Origin of the sequence: Bradyrhizobium sp. Mp27 (genome assembly GCF_029953005.1) — a bacterium.
Taxonomy (GTDB): Bacteria; Pseudomonadota; Alphaproteobacteria; order Rhizobiales; family Xanthobacteraceae; genus Bradyrhizobium; species Bradyrhizobium barranii.
This window is the reverse complement of sequence record NZ_JASAUS010000166.1, coordinates 1-14385: the sequence shown is the minus strand read 5'-3', so window position 1 is coordinate 14385 and position 14385 is coordinate 1. Positions and strand designations below refer to the sequence as shown.

General features: G+C 61.7%; 15 protein-coding genes and 2 pseudogenes. 5 read left to right on the top strand and 12 right to left on the bottom strand.

The features are described from left to right. Positions 1 to 112: 112 nt before the first annotated feature. The 4 genes and pseudogenes from QJT78_RS42650 to QJT78_RS42635 all read left to right on the top strand — a co-directional run. Positions 113 to 388: pseudogene (locus QJT78_RS42650) on the top strand (DUF3732 domain-containing protein); the annotation flags it as partial. 397 nt (positions 389 to 785) lie between these two features. Continuing rightward, complete coding sequence (locus tag QJT78_RS42645; RefSeq protein ID WP_281460603.1) at positions 786 to 1238, top strand: reverse transcriptase domain-containing protein; 453 nt, start codon at positions 786 to 788, stop codon at positions 1236 to 1238. Then, the gene (locus QJT78_RS42640) at positions 1235 to 2539 is read left to right on the top strand and encodes a retron Ec67 family RNA-directed DNA polymerase/endonuclease (RefSeq protein ID WP_281460602.1); all 1305 of its coding nucleotides are present in this window, start codon (positions 1235 to 1237) and stop codon (positions 2537 to 2539) included. The genes QJT78_RS42645 and QJT78_RS42640 overlap by 4 nt, the downstream gene beginning before the upstream one ends. A 511-nt stretch (positions 2540 to 3050) precedes the next feature. Further along, positions 3051 to 3953 carry a hypothetical protein gene (locus QJT78_RS42635; RefSeq protein WP_038945110.1) on the top strand — a complete coding sequence of 301 codons (903 nt, stop codon included), beginning with the start codon at positions 3051 to 3053 and terminating at the stop codon, positions 3951 to 3953. 267 nt (positions 3954 to 4220) lie between these two features. Here QJT78_RS42635 and QJT78_RS42630 read toward each other — a convergent pair whose 3' ends face one another. From QJT78_RS42630 to phnG, 12 genes and pseudogenes are all read right to left on the bottom strand, one after another. Beyond that, complete coding sequence (locus QJT78_RS42630) at positions 4221 to 4925, bottom strand: recombinase family protein (protein ID WP_038945109.1); 705 nt, start codon at positions 4923 to 4925, stop codon at positions 4221 to 4223. A gap of 340 nt (positions 4926 to 5265) precedes the next feature. After that, positions 5266 to 5544, bottom strand: a complete 279-nt coding sequence (locus tag QJT78_RS42625) for a hypothetical protein (protein WP_157790075.1) — start codon at positions 5542 to 5544, stop codon at positions 5266 to 5268. Positions 5545 to 5551: 7 nt separating this feature from the next. Further along, positions 5552 to 6532: a hypothetical protein gene (locus QJT78_RS42620; protein WP_157790074.1), complete on the bottom strand. Its 981-nt coding sequence runs from the start codon at positions 6530 to 6532 to the stop codon at positions 5552 to 5554. Positions 6533 to 6882: 350 nt separating this feature from the next. Next, positions 6883 to 7041 (bottom strand): annotated as a pseudogene (locus tag QJT78_RS42615) (pyridoxamine 5'-phosphate oxidase family protein); the annotation flags it as partial. Positions 7042 to 7063: 22 nt separating this feature from the next. Continuing rightward, positions 7064 to 7660: a phosphonate metabolism protein/1,5-bisphosphokinase (PRPP-forming) PhnN gene (gene phnN, locus QJT78_RS42610; protein ID WP_028151393.1), complete on the bottom strand. Its 597-nt coding sequence runs from the start codon at positions 7658 to 7660 to the stop codon at positions 7064 to 7066. After that, a complete protein-coding gene (locus tag QJT78_RS42605) occupies positions 7657 to 8814 on the bottom strand; it encodes an alpha-D-ribose 1-methylphosphonate 5-triphosphate diphosphatase (protein ID WP_028151392.1) in 1158 nt (385 codons plus the stop codon). Before QJT78_RS42605 ends, phnN begins: the two co-directional genes overlap by 4 nt. Positions 8815 to 8825: 11 nt before the next feature. Next, positions 8826 to 9524 (bottom strand): phosphonate C-P lyase system protein PhnL, encoded by a 699-nt coding sequence (gene phnL / locus QJT78_RS42600; protein WP_028151391.1) that lies wholly within the window; start codon positions 9522 to 9524, stop codon positions 8826 to 8828. A gap of 22 nt (positions 9525 to 9546) precedes the next feature. Continuing rightward, positions 9547 to 10341, bottom strand: coding sequence for a phosphonate C-P lyase system protein PhnK (gene phnK / locus QJT78_RS42595; RefSeq protein ID WP_028151390.1), 795 nt, complete (start codon positions 10339 to 10341; stop codon positions 9547 to 9549). Further along, a complete protein-coding gene (locus QJT78_RS42590) occupies positions 10334 to 11230 on the bottom strand; it encodes an alpha-D-ribose 1-methylphosphonate 5-phosphate C-P-lyase PhnJ (protein ID WP_028151389.1) in 897 nt (298 codons plus the stop codon). The genes phnK and QJT78_RS42590 overlap by 8 nt, the downstream gene beginning before the upstream one ends. Further along, on the bottom strand, positions 11227 to 12330 hold the full coding sequence (locus QJT78_RS42585) for a carbon-phosphorus lyase complex subunit PhnI (protein WP_038945104.1): 1104 nt from the start codon (positions 12328 to 12330) through the stop codon (positions 11227 to 11229). The genes QJT78_RS42590 and QJT78_RS42585 overlap by 4 nt, the downstream gene beginning before the upstream one ends. 4 nt (positions 12331 to 12334) lie before the next feature. Next, positions 12335 to 12943 (bottom strand): phosphonate C-P lyase system protein PhnH, encoded by a 609-nt coding sequence (phnH, locus tag QJT78_RS42580; protein WP_028151387.1) that lies wholly within the window; start codon positions 12941 to 12943, stop codon positions 12335 to 12337. Positions 12944 to 12947: 4 nt separating this feature from the next. Then, positions 12948 to 13412 (bottom strand): phosphonate C-P lyase system protein PhnG, encoded by a 465-nt coding sequence (phnG, locus tag QJT78_RS42575; protein WP_014491455.1) that lies wholly within the window; start codon positions 13410 to 13412, stop codon positions 12948 to 12950. A gap of 120 nt (positions 13413 to 13532) precedes the next feature. Between phnG and phnF the strand changes: the two genes are divergently transcribed. After that, positions 13533 to 14264, top strand: a complete 732-nt coding sequence (gene phnF, locus QJT78_RS42570; protein ID WP_028151386.1) for a phosphonate metabolism transcriptional regulator PhnF — start codon at positions 13533 to 13535, stop codon at positions 14262 to 14264. Positions 14265 to 14385: the final 121 nt, after the last annotated feature.

Below are 14385 nucleotides of genomic sequence, written 5' to 3'. Positions count from 1 at the left end.
AAAGTTCTTCTGGAGTGATCATCGATGGTGTCCACCTCGTTCATGGTGGACACCTCATCCCATCCCCGCGCTCAACTGCATAGGTGCGTAGAAAGGAGCGCTTACGTTTGACCAACCCAGCCAAGTGTATTTTCCAAAGCGGCGCTCGGAGACCGAGGATGAGGAAGGCCCCCGATTGGAATGGAGAGACGAGGACATCGCCGCCGTACGCAAGGTCTTCGCGGTGCTTGCCGAGGAAGTTCGTTCCTCTGGGGGGCGTCTTCAGGTAATCGTTTTGGACCACGCGGATGATGGCGTGTGGGGCGGCCTTGATGGCGTCGAATTAACGGAGGAATGGCGCGGGAAAAAATTGGTTCCTGAAAGCTGGGTGCAGCGCCCTAAGAGTTGACGCAAAAACGCCGATCGCGCCGAATAGAACGATAATGGGTACGGCTCGCCTCGCTGGGAGATGCTCAGCGACCTTGCGCATTGGCGTCCGCGCCACTCGACCAGTCCATCGGCACATCTCTTGATTTTACACGTCCTTGTTCGCGCCCGTCGTGACGCCGTTAGCTTCTGGTACAGCTAATCTTCGCTCCAATGCAAGATGTGGATAGAGTTGGTGGCGCGGTTGCTCGGGAGCATCGCGTATGGTGTTTAGTACGCGGCTTGCGGACAGATTTTTCTATCATGCGTTCGTGATAGTTGAAACCAATGCCTGTCAGAATGCCTCTGCAGGTCCCAACGCTTAAGGATCCGCTCGTTGAGCGCCAAAGAGTGTCCGCAAGCCACCTCGCTTTTTGAACATGGCACATCTCACAAAACTTAGAGCGGCGTCGTCATTAAACGATCTGGCGTTCCTGCTGGGAGTCAAGCCGTCAAGTCTCGCGTACGTGCTCTATAAAATTCCCGACGAGAAAAAATACACCCAGTTCCCTATTTCCAAGAAGACCGGTGGCGAGCGAATAATTTCTGCGCCTGATCCGCGTTTGAAAATGATTCAGAGGCGATTGGCCAAGTTGCTCGCAAAGTGTCAAATCGAGGTTGAGGAAAAGCTCAAGGTCAAGCCGCAATGCACGCTCGCCCATGGCTTCAAGTCTGGCTTTTCCATCCAAACAAATGCAGCCAATCATCGGGGTCAGCGCTGGGTCTTTAACGCCGACCTGCATGACTTCTTCCCAAGCATCAATTTCGGGCGCGTGAATGGGTTCTTTGTCAAGAACCAATACTATTCGCTGAATAGTAAGATAGCTCTTTGATCGCGCAGATTGCGTGCCACGAAAAGACGCTGCCGCAAGGAAGTCCCTGCTCGCCGATCATCTCTAATATTATTGCGCACCTTCTAGATATTCGATTGAACGAATTGGCATCAGCTAACGGCTGCACTTATACGCGGTATGCCGATGATCTAACGTTTTCGACGAATGAAAAGACATTCCCGACTTCGCTTGCGAAGCGTGACCCTGCAAATCTCAACAAGTGGACCGTTGGATCAGGTCTGGCCAAGCGCATAGCGAAGGCAGGGTTCATTATAAATAGTAAAAAGACTCGCATGCAGTATCGCGATTCTCGTCAGGAGGCGACAGGTCTCGTCGTCAACGAGAAGGTGAATGTGAAGTCAGACTATTATAAGCTGGCGCGTTCGATATGCTGGCAATTGATGAAGGAAGGGAAGGCGTTCACGAAAGTCAACGGCGATTCAGTGCCGCTAAAATTGAAGTCGGTTCGTGGCATGATCGCGTTTATCTATCACGTCAAACGATGGGACGATGAGCGCAAACAGGTGCCGATCGATGAGATCGAGAAGCGAGCTTATTTTCGCCTGTACGCCGAGTTTCTTAACTACATGTGGTTCTTCGGACAGTCGCGCCCAACCATTGTCTGTGAAGGCAAGACGGATAATATCTACATCAAATGCGCGATCCGCTCCCTAGCCCAGAGCTACCCTAGTTTGGTAAAGTCGAGCGGGGAAAAGAGAGGGCTTCTTGTACAGCTGTTTGGTTTCACGAAGACCGCGGATCAAGTGCAGAAACTGTCGGGCGGGGCTCCCCAGTTGAACATTCTGCTCCGCGACTATCGCAAGAAAACCGCTAACTGCAAAGGAATGCCGCAGCAGCCAACGATCCTGGTAGTCGACAACGACTCAGGTCCTCAGTCGCTTTACAGTCATTTGGGAAATATTCTCAAAACGAAAGTGGACGGAAGCGAGCCGTTCTATTGGGCCTACGGGAATTTGTATGTCGTTCCCGTTCCGAAGATTGGTGGCGCTCCCACCGCAATGGAGGAGCTGTTTGAGCAGGAAGTGTTGGCCACGAAGTTGAACGGACGAACTCTGGATCTATCCAACAAGGAGGCCGACGGAACGAAGTTCTATTCCAAGAATGAGTTCTCGATTCAAGTTGTACAGAAGAAGCAAAAGTCCATTAAGTTTGATGGCTTCAAGCCACTCCTAGACAACTTAGTAGCCGTGCAGAAGGACTACGCGAGCAAAGTGGAGGCGGCAAAGAAGCTTAGTGCCGCAAAGAAAGTGGCCGCTGCTCCTACTGCCGCCATGCCGTAATCTCGCCGAGAGGTCGGACGAAAAACACTGATCGGGCCAAACAGAGATGGACATCCGGACGAGCTTGCTCCGTAGAGCGGCATGTCTGTAGGGCTTTAGTAAGCTAGGGACGGTCGTCGTCCCTCTTGCCGCTCTCTACCTCGGTGAACGCGGCTGCGGCCTACCCTGAGAATGTCTGGTCACCGGGGTAGACCGGAAGTCGCCGTGGTCCGGCCAAACCAACGCGAATGACCCCAAAGGGGCATGAAACCACCTCACGGTTTGAGCTATAGAGCAATGTAGCCTTGGTGAGGCTGCTCACTAGTTGGACTCGGGAGGCTGGTCCCGATATTTCGAGGACTAGCAGGATCGGGTTCAGTTTCCCTTCGACCGCCTACGGCAACGGAGGATGGAGGCGTGCCATCTTTCGGGATGCAATCCAGGCCGAGTTTCCGAACTACCGCTTGCAGTTGACCGCTGGATGGTTGCACACTTTGCGCTAAAGAACCGCCTTCGAAATGGAGTGACGACCATGCCGATGGAGCGCTGGGGCACACTTTCGGTAAAGGACCACCTCGACACACAGGCGCTGATCGCGGACCTCCTTCTCTATGACCGGCTGGTGTTTCCGATTTTTTCTGGTGAGGGAGAGAGAACGCACTGGCGAGGCATGAATTGGGATCCTGATGGGTTAGAAGGCGTGATCGCAGATCTCGGCGCCGATGTGGCAGTGAAAGCAGAATGGGACGAATCCCGCCGCCAGCGTTACAAGGACTTACGGAAGGCGCGCAAGCAGATCGCCGAAGACGCCTACCAGACGACCCGCAGGGTACTGACAATGGATCTACCACCGGTTCCCGGCATTACCGAGGTACGGGCGGTTGCTGCCTATCACGATGAACATAAAGGCAGGCAGGACCTCGGACTGACAACTGCGCAGCCCGACGAAATCGCGCTCGGGAAGCTGGCTTTCGTTATCAGCCAACGACTTTTGGTGCCGCTCATCGATGCAAGAGCGAAACCCCGCGACCTGATGCTGCGCGCACGGGATCTATCGCTCGACCTGCACTACCGGGATCAACGACAGGAATTTTACCTGTTGCAAGAAAACGCCGTCGATGCGCTCGTCCGGGGTCGACAGACTATCAGCAGCGTGGTGGACGGCCTCAAGCAACGAGCGGATGCACTCAATCACCCGGTGATGCATTATTTCTCGGAGCACTGGGAATCGTTTACGGCAAAGACGGTTCTCACAGTCGTTGGCATTTCTCTCCCATTTGTACTGGATGTCAATGAGGCAACCGGATTACTCGGGTTCGTTCCAGGAGGTTATGAGTTGGTCAAGTTTGGCGCCGCAGAAGTCGTTGAATCGAAGGCGAAGGCGAAGTGCGAAGCGGCGGCAATGGTTGTCTCGGCGCAAAAAGTGCTCCGCTGACGGCGGCCTGTGAGGCGGCGCACTAAAACGTCCGCAGTTGGCACTTTTCGGACCTGACGCAACGGATCGGCGATGTCCGCTGATCGGGGAAAAGCGGAAGTTCGCGGCGCGCTGTCAGAGTGATGCGATTGACCCGGAACGGACTAATCCTTCAACTTGAACCCAAGGTTTAGTGTCCACTAATGGTGGCCTGAAGGGTTGGCAAAAACACTGATTGACTGACAGAAATAAAAACATTCCTTCAGCCCTCGAGGCTCACCCGAGGACTCACAGCCGGGCCATCGTTCGTGATACCTGCACTGCGGACCATGCGCCCATGCCTCCGCTCGGCTGCGGTATGCCGCGCTCGGTGAGAGCCTTCGCGATCTCCCTTAGAGAGCCCGCGCCAGCCTTCCTGATTTCGGCAATGATGGGTGCTAAGTCGCCGGCCTTCTGTGCAGCCCGGGCCCTCACGGCCTCTGTAGCGGCCTTCTGACCGACACCTGCGACCAGATGATGCTTCGCCTTCCGGTCCCACTGTCCATCGCGGGCAACCTTCGCAGCCAACGCAGCCTTGGTCCGCTCGCTGATTAGTCCCGCCTCCAGCTCCGCCACTGCGGACATCTGTTGCAGCATGAACCGCCCCATCGCACCGGCAGGGATTTCAGGGAGGTCGCAGAACAGCACGTCCACGCCGCTGTCAATAAGCGCCATCAGGAATGATTGGTTACGTGAGAGCCGGTCGAGTTTGGCTATGACAAGAATCGCCCGATGAACGCGACACGCTGCAAGCGCGGCGGCTAACTGCTTCCTATCGACCTTGCGTCCGCTCTCTGTCTCAGTGAACTCGGCAACCGGAGGCCAGCCGCCGGACGCTTCAACGAAGCCTTGGACGGCGGCCCGCTGTGCGTCGAGGCCCAATCCAGAGCGGCCCTGCCTGTCTGTCGAGACACGGTAGTAAGCGACGACCTTCATTCCCTTGCGCTTGATCATGGCTTCACCGCGACTTCCTGTTGTGTATCATAACATCGCTATGCTCGTTACGATGAAGTGATACAGATGATTGCGAGGGCCTGTCAAGGCGCGAGGCGCTAGCCGCGCTTAGAGTGCTGCCGAGGTATCAAGCGAGCACTATGTGCGAGCACCTCGCGAACGCTCGGGGGTTTTGCGAAGCGTTGGACGCGAGCATCTCTCAAAGATCGAGGGGGGCTAGGGGGAAGTCGCGACTTCATCACTCTCGACCACCCCTTCAAAGATTTCTGTCAGAAAGCCGGGGAACCCTGAAGCCGCTTTCACCGAGCCTTTGGGATGCGGCCAAAGAACGGACTTGCCGCTAACTCTCGCCAAACAGAGCGGTCGGGAAGTCGGGCCCGGTGTCCGCGAGGCTGCGGCGGGCGATGGCCCTGACGATCTGCCGAAGGTGGGCTCGATTATAGCCGGGGCGCTTGGTCCCGGTGGCCTCGGCATGCTCGCAGAGCCGCGCGGTGACCGCGTTCAAGACATCGTCAGCCATCTTGTCGAGGTGATCGACCATGGCTTCGGGCAACTCGATGTCGGCACCGAGGCTCCTTCGTCGTTGTGAGGATGCCTCGGGGCCGCTCTTATTCGTCAAGGGCAGATCACGCTGTGATCAGGCGCAGCTTCACCGCGACGCCCCACGGCAGAGCCTCGGACCAGCCGGGTGCGCGGACGAGCGTGTCACCGCCCTTGCTGCGAGTGATCTCAACGTCGTGGCCCCAGTCTGCGGTGAGAGCTTTGAATGTGGCTGGGTCGTTCGGCAGCTTTGCCAGGCGGTCCATCGCCTTGTTGCCGAGGTCACGCAGCTCTCGATCATTGCCCCGGTATGTGGCGACGCGGGCGGCCCGAAGCTCGCTCTCGTTGAGCATGTCGTTGAGGAGCGACACCGAGGCGCCTGTCTCGGACAGCACCGCGTTGGCCTGAGCCTCAAAGCCGACGATGACGGCCGACACCTGCTCGGCGCTAATGCCGTTGGGCGGCGTGGTCGGGATGTCACCCGACACGACGGCGTCTTCAAGCAAGGACGATACGGCGAAGTTGCCGATAGCCTCGTTGGCCTGCTCGATCGCGGCGGTAGAAGCGTTGATTGACTTCGCCTGCTCTGCCGTTGCCTTGATCGTGTTCTCGTCGTTGCTCTGGGGCTGCTGCTGAACCTGTGGCTGCTGATTGGACTGCGGGGCAGCGGCGACCCCTGCATTAAAACCCGGCTGGTAGTCCTGGGGGATGAGACCGCCAGCCTTCGCAGCTTCGATGGTCGTGGTCATTCCACCTACAGTAACCATTCCCGGACGGGGCGAGGACACCGCGCTGGCATGCGAGGTTGCGCCTGAGGTGATCGCAGCGCGGCCACCCTGCATCACAATGCTGGCGTTCGTCGCCGCGTTGGTCCGCATCAGTGAGCCGGAGGATGGACGGGCGGACTGTTCGGCTACACGGGTGGCTGCAGCCAAGTCTTTCAGGGACTGCTGATGTACTGCGAGGGCATCTTTCATTGCGGCCTCACGCGAGCCGGGGGTGCCTTGAAGGGAGTTGAAGGTGTTGGTTGACGCCTGAAGTTCGGAGCGGTCTTCTGCAATAGACATTGGTCTTTGGTCTTTCTTGTGTGTGTTGTTGGGGCTCGTCAGAGCCTCGTGGTCTTGTTGGTCGGTGGTCTTAGCGGAACGCCATAGCAAGCAAGATGCCCGACATGACGAATAGTGTGATGAGTTGGATTTCGCCGATCATTCTAAGGGGAGGTATTCAGTCGTCGGCGGTCTTGGTGGTCGAGTGTTTCATGTTGGTCTTTGGGCCTTCTGTATTGGTCAGTTGGTCTTGGTCGGTGAGGGGCACTGAAGGTGGTTCAATGACGATCAATCCCCGATAAGACCCCGATGAAGGGGGATCGAGATGGGGACCACTTAGGGTTCCCGACTATACCTTCCGATCTTAAGACGATCCCCTCCGGCCCAATGGTGGCGAGCGCGGCAAACGGCGCCTTTTCGATGAAGATGCGGTAGAGCGGAGTGACGTGGTCGGCGACTTTCACGGTCGAGGCATCACCAACGGCGCCGTAGATGGCCTCCAGCTGTTCGACCGTTTCAATCACCGACATTCCGCACTCCTTGTTGCGCCGGCTATTCGTGCCAGCCTTCGTTCCTGATCACACGCACGAGCTGGCGGCCATGATAGTCCGCGCTGCCCGCGTTGAGGATGGTGACATCGGCATTGGCCGATGCGTCGTCGACGCTGCGCGCGAGGCGATCCGCGATATTGCCGTCGCTGTGCCGGGCCCGGGCGGCAAGCCGCTGCGCCAGCACGTCCGGCGGCGCCGTGATCGCGACCACGACGACGTTGGCATAAGCCTGGCGCAGCGCGCCGATCACCGTGCGCGAGACATTGGCGACGACGGCCCGGCCGGCGAGGATGTCATCGTTGATCTCGAGCGGAAGAGCGTAGGAATGACCATGCGCTTCCCAGTGCACGGCGAAATCGCCGTGCTCGCGCGCGCGGCGGAATTCGTCATGGCTCATCGCCATGTTGTCTTCGGCTTCGGAGGGTTCGCGCGTCACGACGCGGCGCGGAAAGACGATGTCGCGATCGTCGACGCAGGCTGCCTGTGCGAGCCGCAACAGCGTGTCCTTGCCAGCGCCGCTGGGACCGACCACGAGCACGAGCCGCCCGGGTCCGATCCCGCTGGCCTCATCGTGTGCCATGGTCGCGGTCTCGCTCATGCGACGCGGTTTCCTTCGCGCCAGACGCTGCGGACCACGGGAACGTCGCCTGCGATATGCACGCGGATCAGGTCGGCGCGCTTGCCGATCGCGACCTCGCCACGATCCGATAGGCCAACCGCCTCGGCGGGAGCCTTCGTCACGGTGCGAACCGCCGCCGGAAGGCCGATCGCGGGCACATGCTCCGGCAATTGCAGCGCGGCCATCAGGAGGCTGGATGGGATGTAGTCCGACGACAGGATGTCGAGCAGGCCCTCGCGGGCGAGATCGACCGCGGCGATGTTGCCGGAGTGCGAGCCGCCGCGCACGACGTTCGGCGCACCCATCAGGATGTCGATGCCGGCCTGATGCAGGCCGCGCGCGGCCTCCAGCGTGGTCGGGAATTCCGCCACCGACACGCGATCGCGCACGGCGTCCACGACGTTCTCCTCGGTGGTGTCGTCGTGGCTTGCCAGCGGAATGTTGTATTTGTGCGCGAGCGACACGATCTCGCGCATGTTGGCCGCTGCATAGAGCTTCTGATACTCGAAGCGCTTCGCGAACAGCTCGTCGAGCTCGGCATCGGTCTTGCCGCCGCCCTTGCCGCGGTAATAGTCGCGCAGCTTGACCTCGTCGCGGAACTGGCGCTGGCCCGGTGTGTGGTCCATCAGCGACATCAGCTTGACGTCGGGACGGTCGATCAGCTCCTTGGCCTCCTCCACCACGCTCGGCATCGGGATTTCGCAGCGCAGATGCAGGAAGTGGTCGGCGCGCAGCAGGCTGGCATCGCGCGCGGTCGTGATGGCGGCGGCGAGCACGCCGGCGCGGCCATCGACTTCCTCGGCGCCGTCCTCGCGCCAGACCCGGAGCGAGTCGAACACGGTCGTGATGCCCGAGGTCGCGAGCTGGCCGTCATAGGAGATGACGGCGGCGACCGGATTCCAGAACACTTTCGGGCGCGGCACGTAATGCGCTTCGAGATGGTCGGTGTGAAGCTCGATCAGGCCGGGCATGATGAGGTCGCCGCCGGCATCCTCGGCACCCGCGGGCGCCCTGCCCTCGCCGATCTCGGCGATGCGTCCATCCGCGAGAGCGAGCCAGCCCTGCTCGATCACCCGGTCAGCCAGCACGATCCTGGCGTTGGCGATCACTGTGTCCTTCCGCTTGGCATTCATTTCCATTTCCTTCAGGCCGCGGCGGCAAAGCTGGTGACATCAACAATGCGGTCGGCAATCAAATGGCGGATTTCGTCGTCATGGACAATGGCGACCATGGCGACGCCCTGGCGCTTCTTCTCGGCGACCAGATCGACCACAACGGCGCGGTTGGCGGCATCGAGCGAGGCGGTCGGCTCGTCCAGCAGCAGGATCGGCAGCTCCGAGATGAAGCCGCGCGCGATGTTGACGCGCTGCTGCTCGCCGCCGGAGAAAGTCGCGGGCGGAAGCTGCCAGAGTCTTTCAGGGATGTTGAGGCGATGCAGCAACTCACCGGCGCGCTGCTGCGCCTCCGCGCGTGCCAGGCCGTTCACGATCAGGGGCTCGGCGACGACGTCGATGGTCGCAACCCGCGGCACCGCCCGCAAAAACTGGCTGACATAGCCGATCGTGGAGCGGCGGATATTGAGGACCTGCCGCGGCTCGGCGGTGGCGAGATCGACCACCGCGCCGCGATGGCGAATACCGATGCGGCCGGAGTCGCAGCGGTAATTGCCAAAAATCATCTTCAGGATCGACGATTTGCCGGCACCGGACGGGCCAGAGAGCACGACGCATTCGCCTGGGGCGACGTGGAAGGTCACGCCGCTGACGACAGGCAGCTCGATGCCGCCCTGCAGGTGCATCGTAAAGGTCTTTTTCGCGGCGGCGATGTCGATCATGGCAGTCATCGGAAAACTCATCTTGGAAGGCTTATGGCGGCAGAATCGAGGAAACGAGGAGCTGGGTATAGGGCTCGCGGGGGTCGTCAAGCACCTGGTCGGTGAGACCGGTCTCGATGACGCGGCCGCCCTTCATCACCATCACGCGATGCGACAATAGTCGCGCGACCCCGAGATCATGGGTGACGATGATGACGGCGAGGTGCAGTTCGGCAACGAGGCTGCGCACGAGGTCGAGCAGGCGCGCCTGGACAGACACGTCCAGACCGCCGGTCGGCTCGTCCATGAACACCAGCCGCGGCTCGGTGACGAGGTTGCGCGCGATCTGGAGACGCTGGCGCATGCCGCCGGAGTAGGTCCGCGGTGCATCGTCGATGCGCGCGATGTCGATCTCGACACGGGTGAGCCAGTCCGACGCCGTATCGCGGATGCGACCGTAGTGATTCCAGCCCACCGCCATCAGCCGTTCGCCGACATTGGCGCCGGCGGAGACCGCCATGCGCAGGCCCCGCGCGGGATCCTGGTGCACATAGCCCCAGTCGGTGCGGAACAGGAAGCGCCGTTCGGCTTCGCCCAGCGTCGTGAGATCGCGGGTGACGCCGTCGCGCATCCGGTACGACACCTGGCCGGCGCTCGGCGCGAGCTGGCCCGACAGCATTTGCAGCAGCGTCGACTTGCCCGAGCCGGACTCGCCGACGATCGCCAGCACCTCACCGGGGTAGAGCGAGAATGAGACGTCGCGGCACGCGGCGATGCGGCCATAGGACTTGCTGAGCGACTCCGCGACCAGCAGCGGCTGATCGTTCTCCAGCATCTCCTCAGCCATTTGATCCCTCCTGCGCCTTGTCCTTGTACGGCGCGGCGCTGAGGCTGCCGTGATGGCCAGCGGCCTGGCGGCCCTCGCAATAGTCGGTGTCCGAGCACACGAACATGCGCCCGCCCTTGTCGTCGGTGACGATCTCGTCGAGATAGGAATTTTCCGCCGCGCACAGCGCGCAGGGCGCGTTGAAGCGGTACGGCTCGAACGGGTGATCCTCGAAATCGAGCGACACCACCTGCGTATAGGGCGGGATCGCATAGATGCGCTTCTCGCGACCGGCGCCGAACAATTGCAGCGCCGGGCAATTGTCCATCTTGGGATTGTCGAATTTCGGCGTCGGCGACGGATCCATCACATAGCGCGCGTTCACCTTCACCGGATAGGCGTAGGCGGTCGCGATGTGGCCGAAGCGGGCGATGTCCTCGTAGAGCTTCACATGCATCAGGCCGTATTCGGCGAGCGCATGCATGCGCCGGGTCTCGGTCTCGCGCGGCTCGAGGAAACGCAGCGGCTCCGGGATCGGCACCTGATAGACCAGCACCTGGTTTGCGTGCAGCGACGTCTCCGGGATGCGGTGACGTGTCTGGATCACGGTTGCGTCTTCTGTGGCCGTGGTCGTGGCGACGCCCGCGGTCTTGGCGAAGAATTTGCGGATCGAGATCGCATTGGTCGTGTCGTCGGAACCCTGGTCGATCACCTTCAGCACATCCTGGGGCCCAAGGATCGCGGCCGTGACCTGCACGCCGCCGGTGCCCCAGCCATAGGGCATCGGCATTTCACGGCTGGCAAACGGCACCTGATAACCGGGGATCGCGATCGCCTTGAGGATGGCGCGGCGGATCATCCGCTTGGTCTGTTCGTCGAGATAGGCGAAATTGTAGGCCGGCGCGTTCATTCCGCGGCCTCCTTCATGGCATCGGGCGCATTGGCCTCGGCAAACTCCTGGCGCAGCTTGCGGAGCAGCCCGAGCTCGGACTGGAAGTCGACATAGTGCGGCAGCTTCAGATGCTCGACGAAGCCGGTCGCCTGGACGTTGTCCGAATGCGACATCACGAATTCTTCATCTTGCGCGGGGGCCACGGCCTCTTCACCGAGCTCGCGGGCACGCAGCGCCCGGTCGACCAGCGCCATCGACATGGTCTTGCGCTCGCTCTGGCCGAAGGCGAGACCATAGCCGCGGGTGAAGCACGGCGCTTCCGTCGCCGAGCCCTTGAACTGGTTGACCATCTGGCACTCGGTGAGCTCGATGGAGCCGAGCGGCACGGCGAAGCCGACGTCCTCCGCGAAAAATTCGACCTCGACCTCGCCGAAGCGGATCTCGCCGACGAAGGGATGGTTGCGACCGTAACCGCGCTGGGTGGAATAACCCATGGCGAGCAGAAAGCCTTCGTCACCGCGTGCGAGGTTTTGCAGGCGCAGGTCGCGATCGGCCGGGAAGTTCAGCGGCTCGCGCGTGAGATCGCCGACGCTGGCGCCGTCTTCGGCCCGCGGCGAGGATTCGATCAGCCCGTCCCGGCCCAGAATGTCGGTCACACGCGGCGTGGGCGCCGTCGAAGCTTCGGCCGTCGCCGGCACTTCAGGCACAAAGCCCTGGCCAAGCGAGGGATCGAGCAGACGATGCGTGTAGTCGAAGGTCGGCCCGAGGATCTGGCCGCCGGGAATGTCCTTGAAGGTCGCCGACACCCGCCGCTGCACGCGCATCGCGCCGGTGTCGACCGGCTCGCTGGCGCCGAAGCGCGGCAGGGTGGCGCGGAAGGCACGGACCAGGAAGATCGCCTCGATCAGATCCCCGCGCGCCTGCTTGATCGCGAGCGCTGCGAGCTCGCGGTCATAGAGCGACCCTTCGCTCATGACGCGGTCCACGGCGAGGCCAAGCTGCTCCGAGATCTGATCCAGCGTGACTTCGGGAACACTCTGGTCGCCACGCCGCGCATTGGCGAGCAGGCGATGGGCGTTCTCGATGGCGCGCTCGCCGCCTTTGACTGCGACATACATGCGACTAGCTTCCCTTGTTCACGACACGCGTGGTGCGCGGAATCGCAACCACGGCATCATCGGCGACCAGCACCAAATCGATGCCGCGCGGAAACAGCGCCTCGTTCATGCGCAGGCGCTCGAACAGGTCGAAAGGCCGGATCGAGGCCTGAAGCGTCGCGACACCGTCGATGCCGGGGCCACGCAGTTCGAAACTGCGACCCGAGTCCAGGCTCTCGACCTGAAGGATCACCGTGGTCGAACGATCCGGATACTCATTCGTGCCGAGCGCGAAGCGCTCGAGCGACGGCAGCGCCGCACCGTCGCTGATCAGCGCGAAACTCGCGATCGAGGAGTCCTGCACCACCGGCGCGCCGGTGTGGAACTTGAGCCATTTCACCACGTCCGACCTCTCCGCCATCCGCGCATCGAGCCAGAGCGGCGTGTCGTGATCGAACAGCGTCAGCGCGATCGCGGCTGTGCCGCGCATCGTTGGTCCGGGCGCTCCCGCCATCGGCACGATGCGCTGGACCGAACCCGGCCGCGCCATCGCGTCCATGACGGAACGAAAGGTCGATTGCGCCGACAAGACCTTGTCGACGAAACCCGGCGGCAGTTCCGCAATCGTGGTCATGGCCTCACCCCTCACCGCGCACCATGGTGTAGAAATCAACCTTCGTCGCGGCGGTCTCGGCGGCCGCCTGCTTGCGCTGGATCATAAGCTGCTCGCGCAACGGCGCGATAACGTCACGCTCTACCGCCTCGCCGAAATCACTGGACTGCGCCAGTGCGTCGCACAGTGCGATCAACCGCGCCTTTTCGCCGTCGCGCCCCAGCGTGTAGCCGAAGCCGACCTCGCCGCTCGCGAGCCGGACCGCCGCGCGCGACACCGTGGCTTCACCGAGATTGAACGGCGCGCCGTCGCCGCCGACCCGGCCGCGCAGCATGACGAGACCGTTTTCCGGCGCGCGCAGCTCCTGATGGGCCGGCAGGGCGAGAGCGCGGAGGCGAGCGGCGATCTCGCCCGCCTCCGCGTGCGCCAGCACGGCCATCGCGGCCTTGCGCTGGACTTGCTGGTTGTTGTGCTGGGTCACCAAATCCACCGAAACTTTCTGCAGAACTTGCCGAATCCAAGTTGTCTATGATAATAGACAACTTGATACGGAAGCGCCATGACTGTTTCGTGACAAACGTGTGATTTCTGAAGTAGGCTTCTCGGCGACATGAGCATGCAGGACACAGCCTCTTCGGGCGTCGCGCTGTGGCGCCTCGTTGCCGACGGCATCGAGCGCGGCATCGCCGACGGCCGCTTTGCGGCCGGCGACAAGCTGCCGGGCGAGATGGAGATCGCCGAAACCTATCGCGTGAACCGCCACACCGTGCGGCGCGCGCTGGCCGCACTTGCCGAGCGCGGCATCGTGCGCGCCGAACGCGGCAGCGGAACCTATGTCGAGGCGCAGCGCCTCGCTTATCCCTTGCGCTCGCGCACCCGCTTCTCCGAGATCGTCGGCGCCGACGGCCGCGAGCCGCATGGCCGGCTGATCGAGGCGTCCGACGACGTCGCGACCCGCGAACTCGCGCGCGAACTGGGGTTGAAGGCCGGCGCGCCGCTGGTGCGGATCGAGGCGATCCGCCTCGCCGACCGCACGCCGATCTGCGTCTCCACCACCTGGCTGTCAGCGGAATTGTTCCCGGGCGCGGGTGAGGTGTTCGCCGCGACGCGCTCGATGACGAAACTGCTCGAGCATTACGGCGTCCGCGACTACAGCCGCGGCGCGACCCGGATCACCGCCGGCATCGTGGACGCAACCGATGCCGCGCGGCTCGATCTGCCGCTGGGACGGCCGATCCTGGTGGTCGACGCGACCGACCACGATCTCGCCGGCAAGCCGCTGGTGACCAAGCACTCGCGGTTCGCGGCGGAGCGCGTGGAGTTTCTGGTGGAGAACGGGTGAACGAGCGACCTCTTCCCCTCTCCCCTTGTGGGCCTGTTGCGTAATTCGTCAATTGTGATTCCCTAAGGCAAAGCCTCGGAGGGTAGCGATGGCGGTCAAGCGGACGGGACAGCCGAGCTTT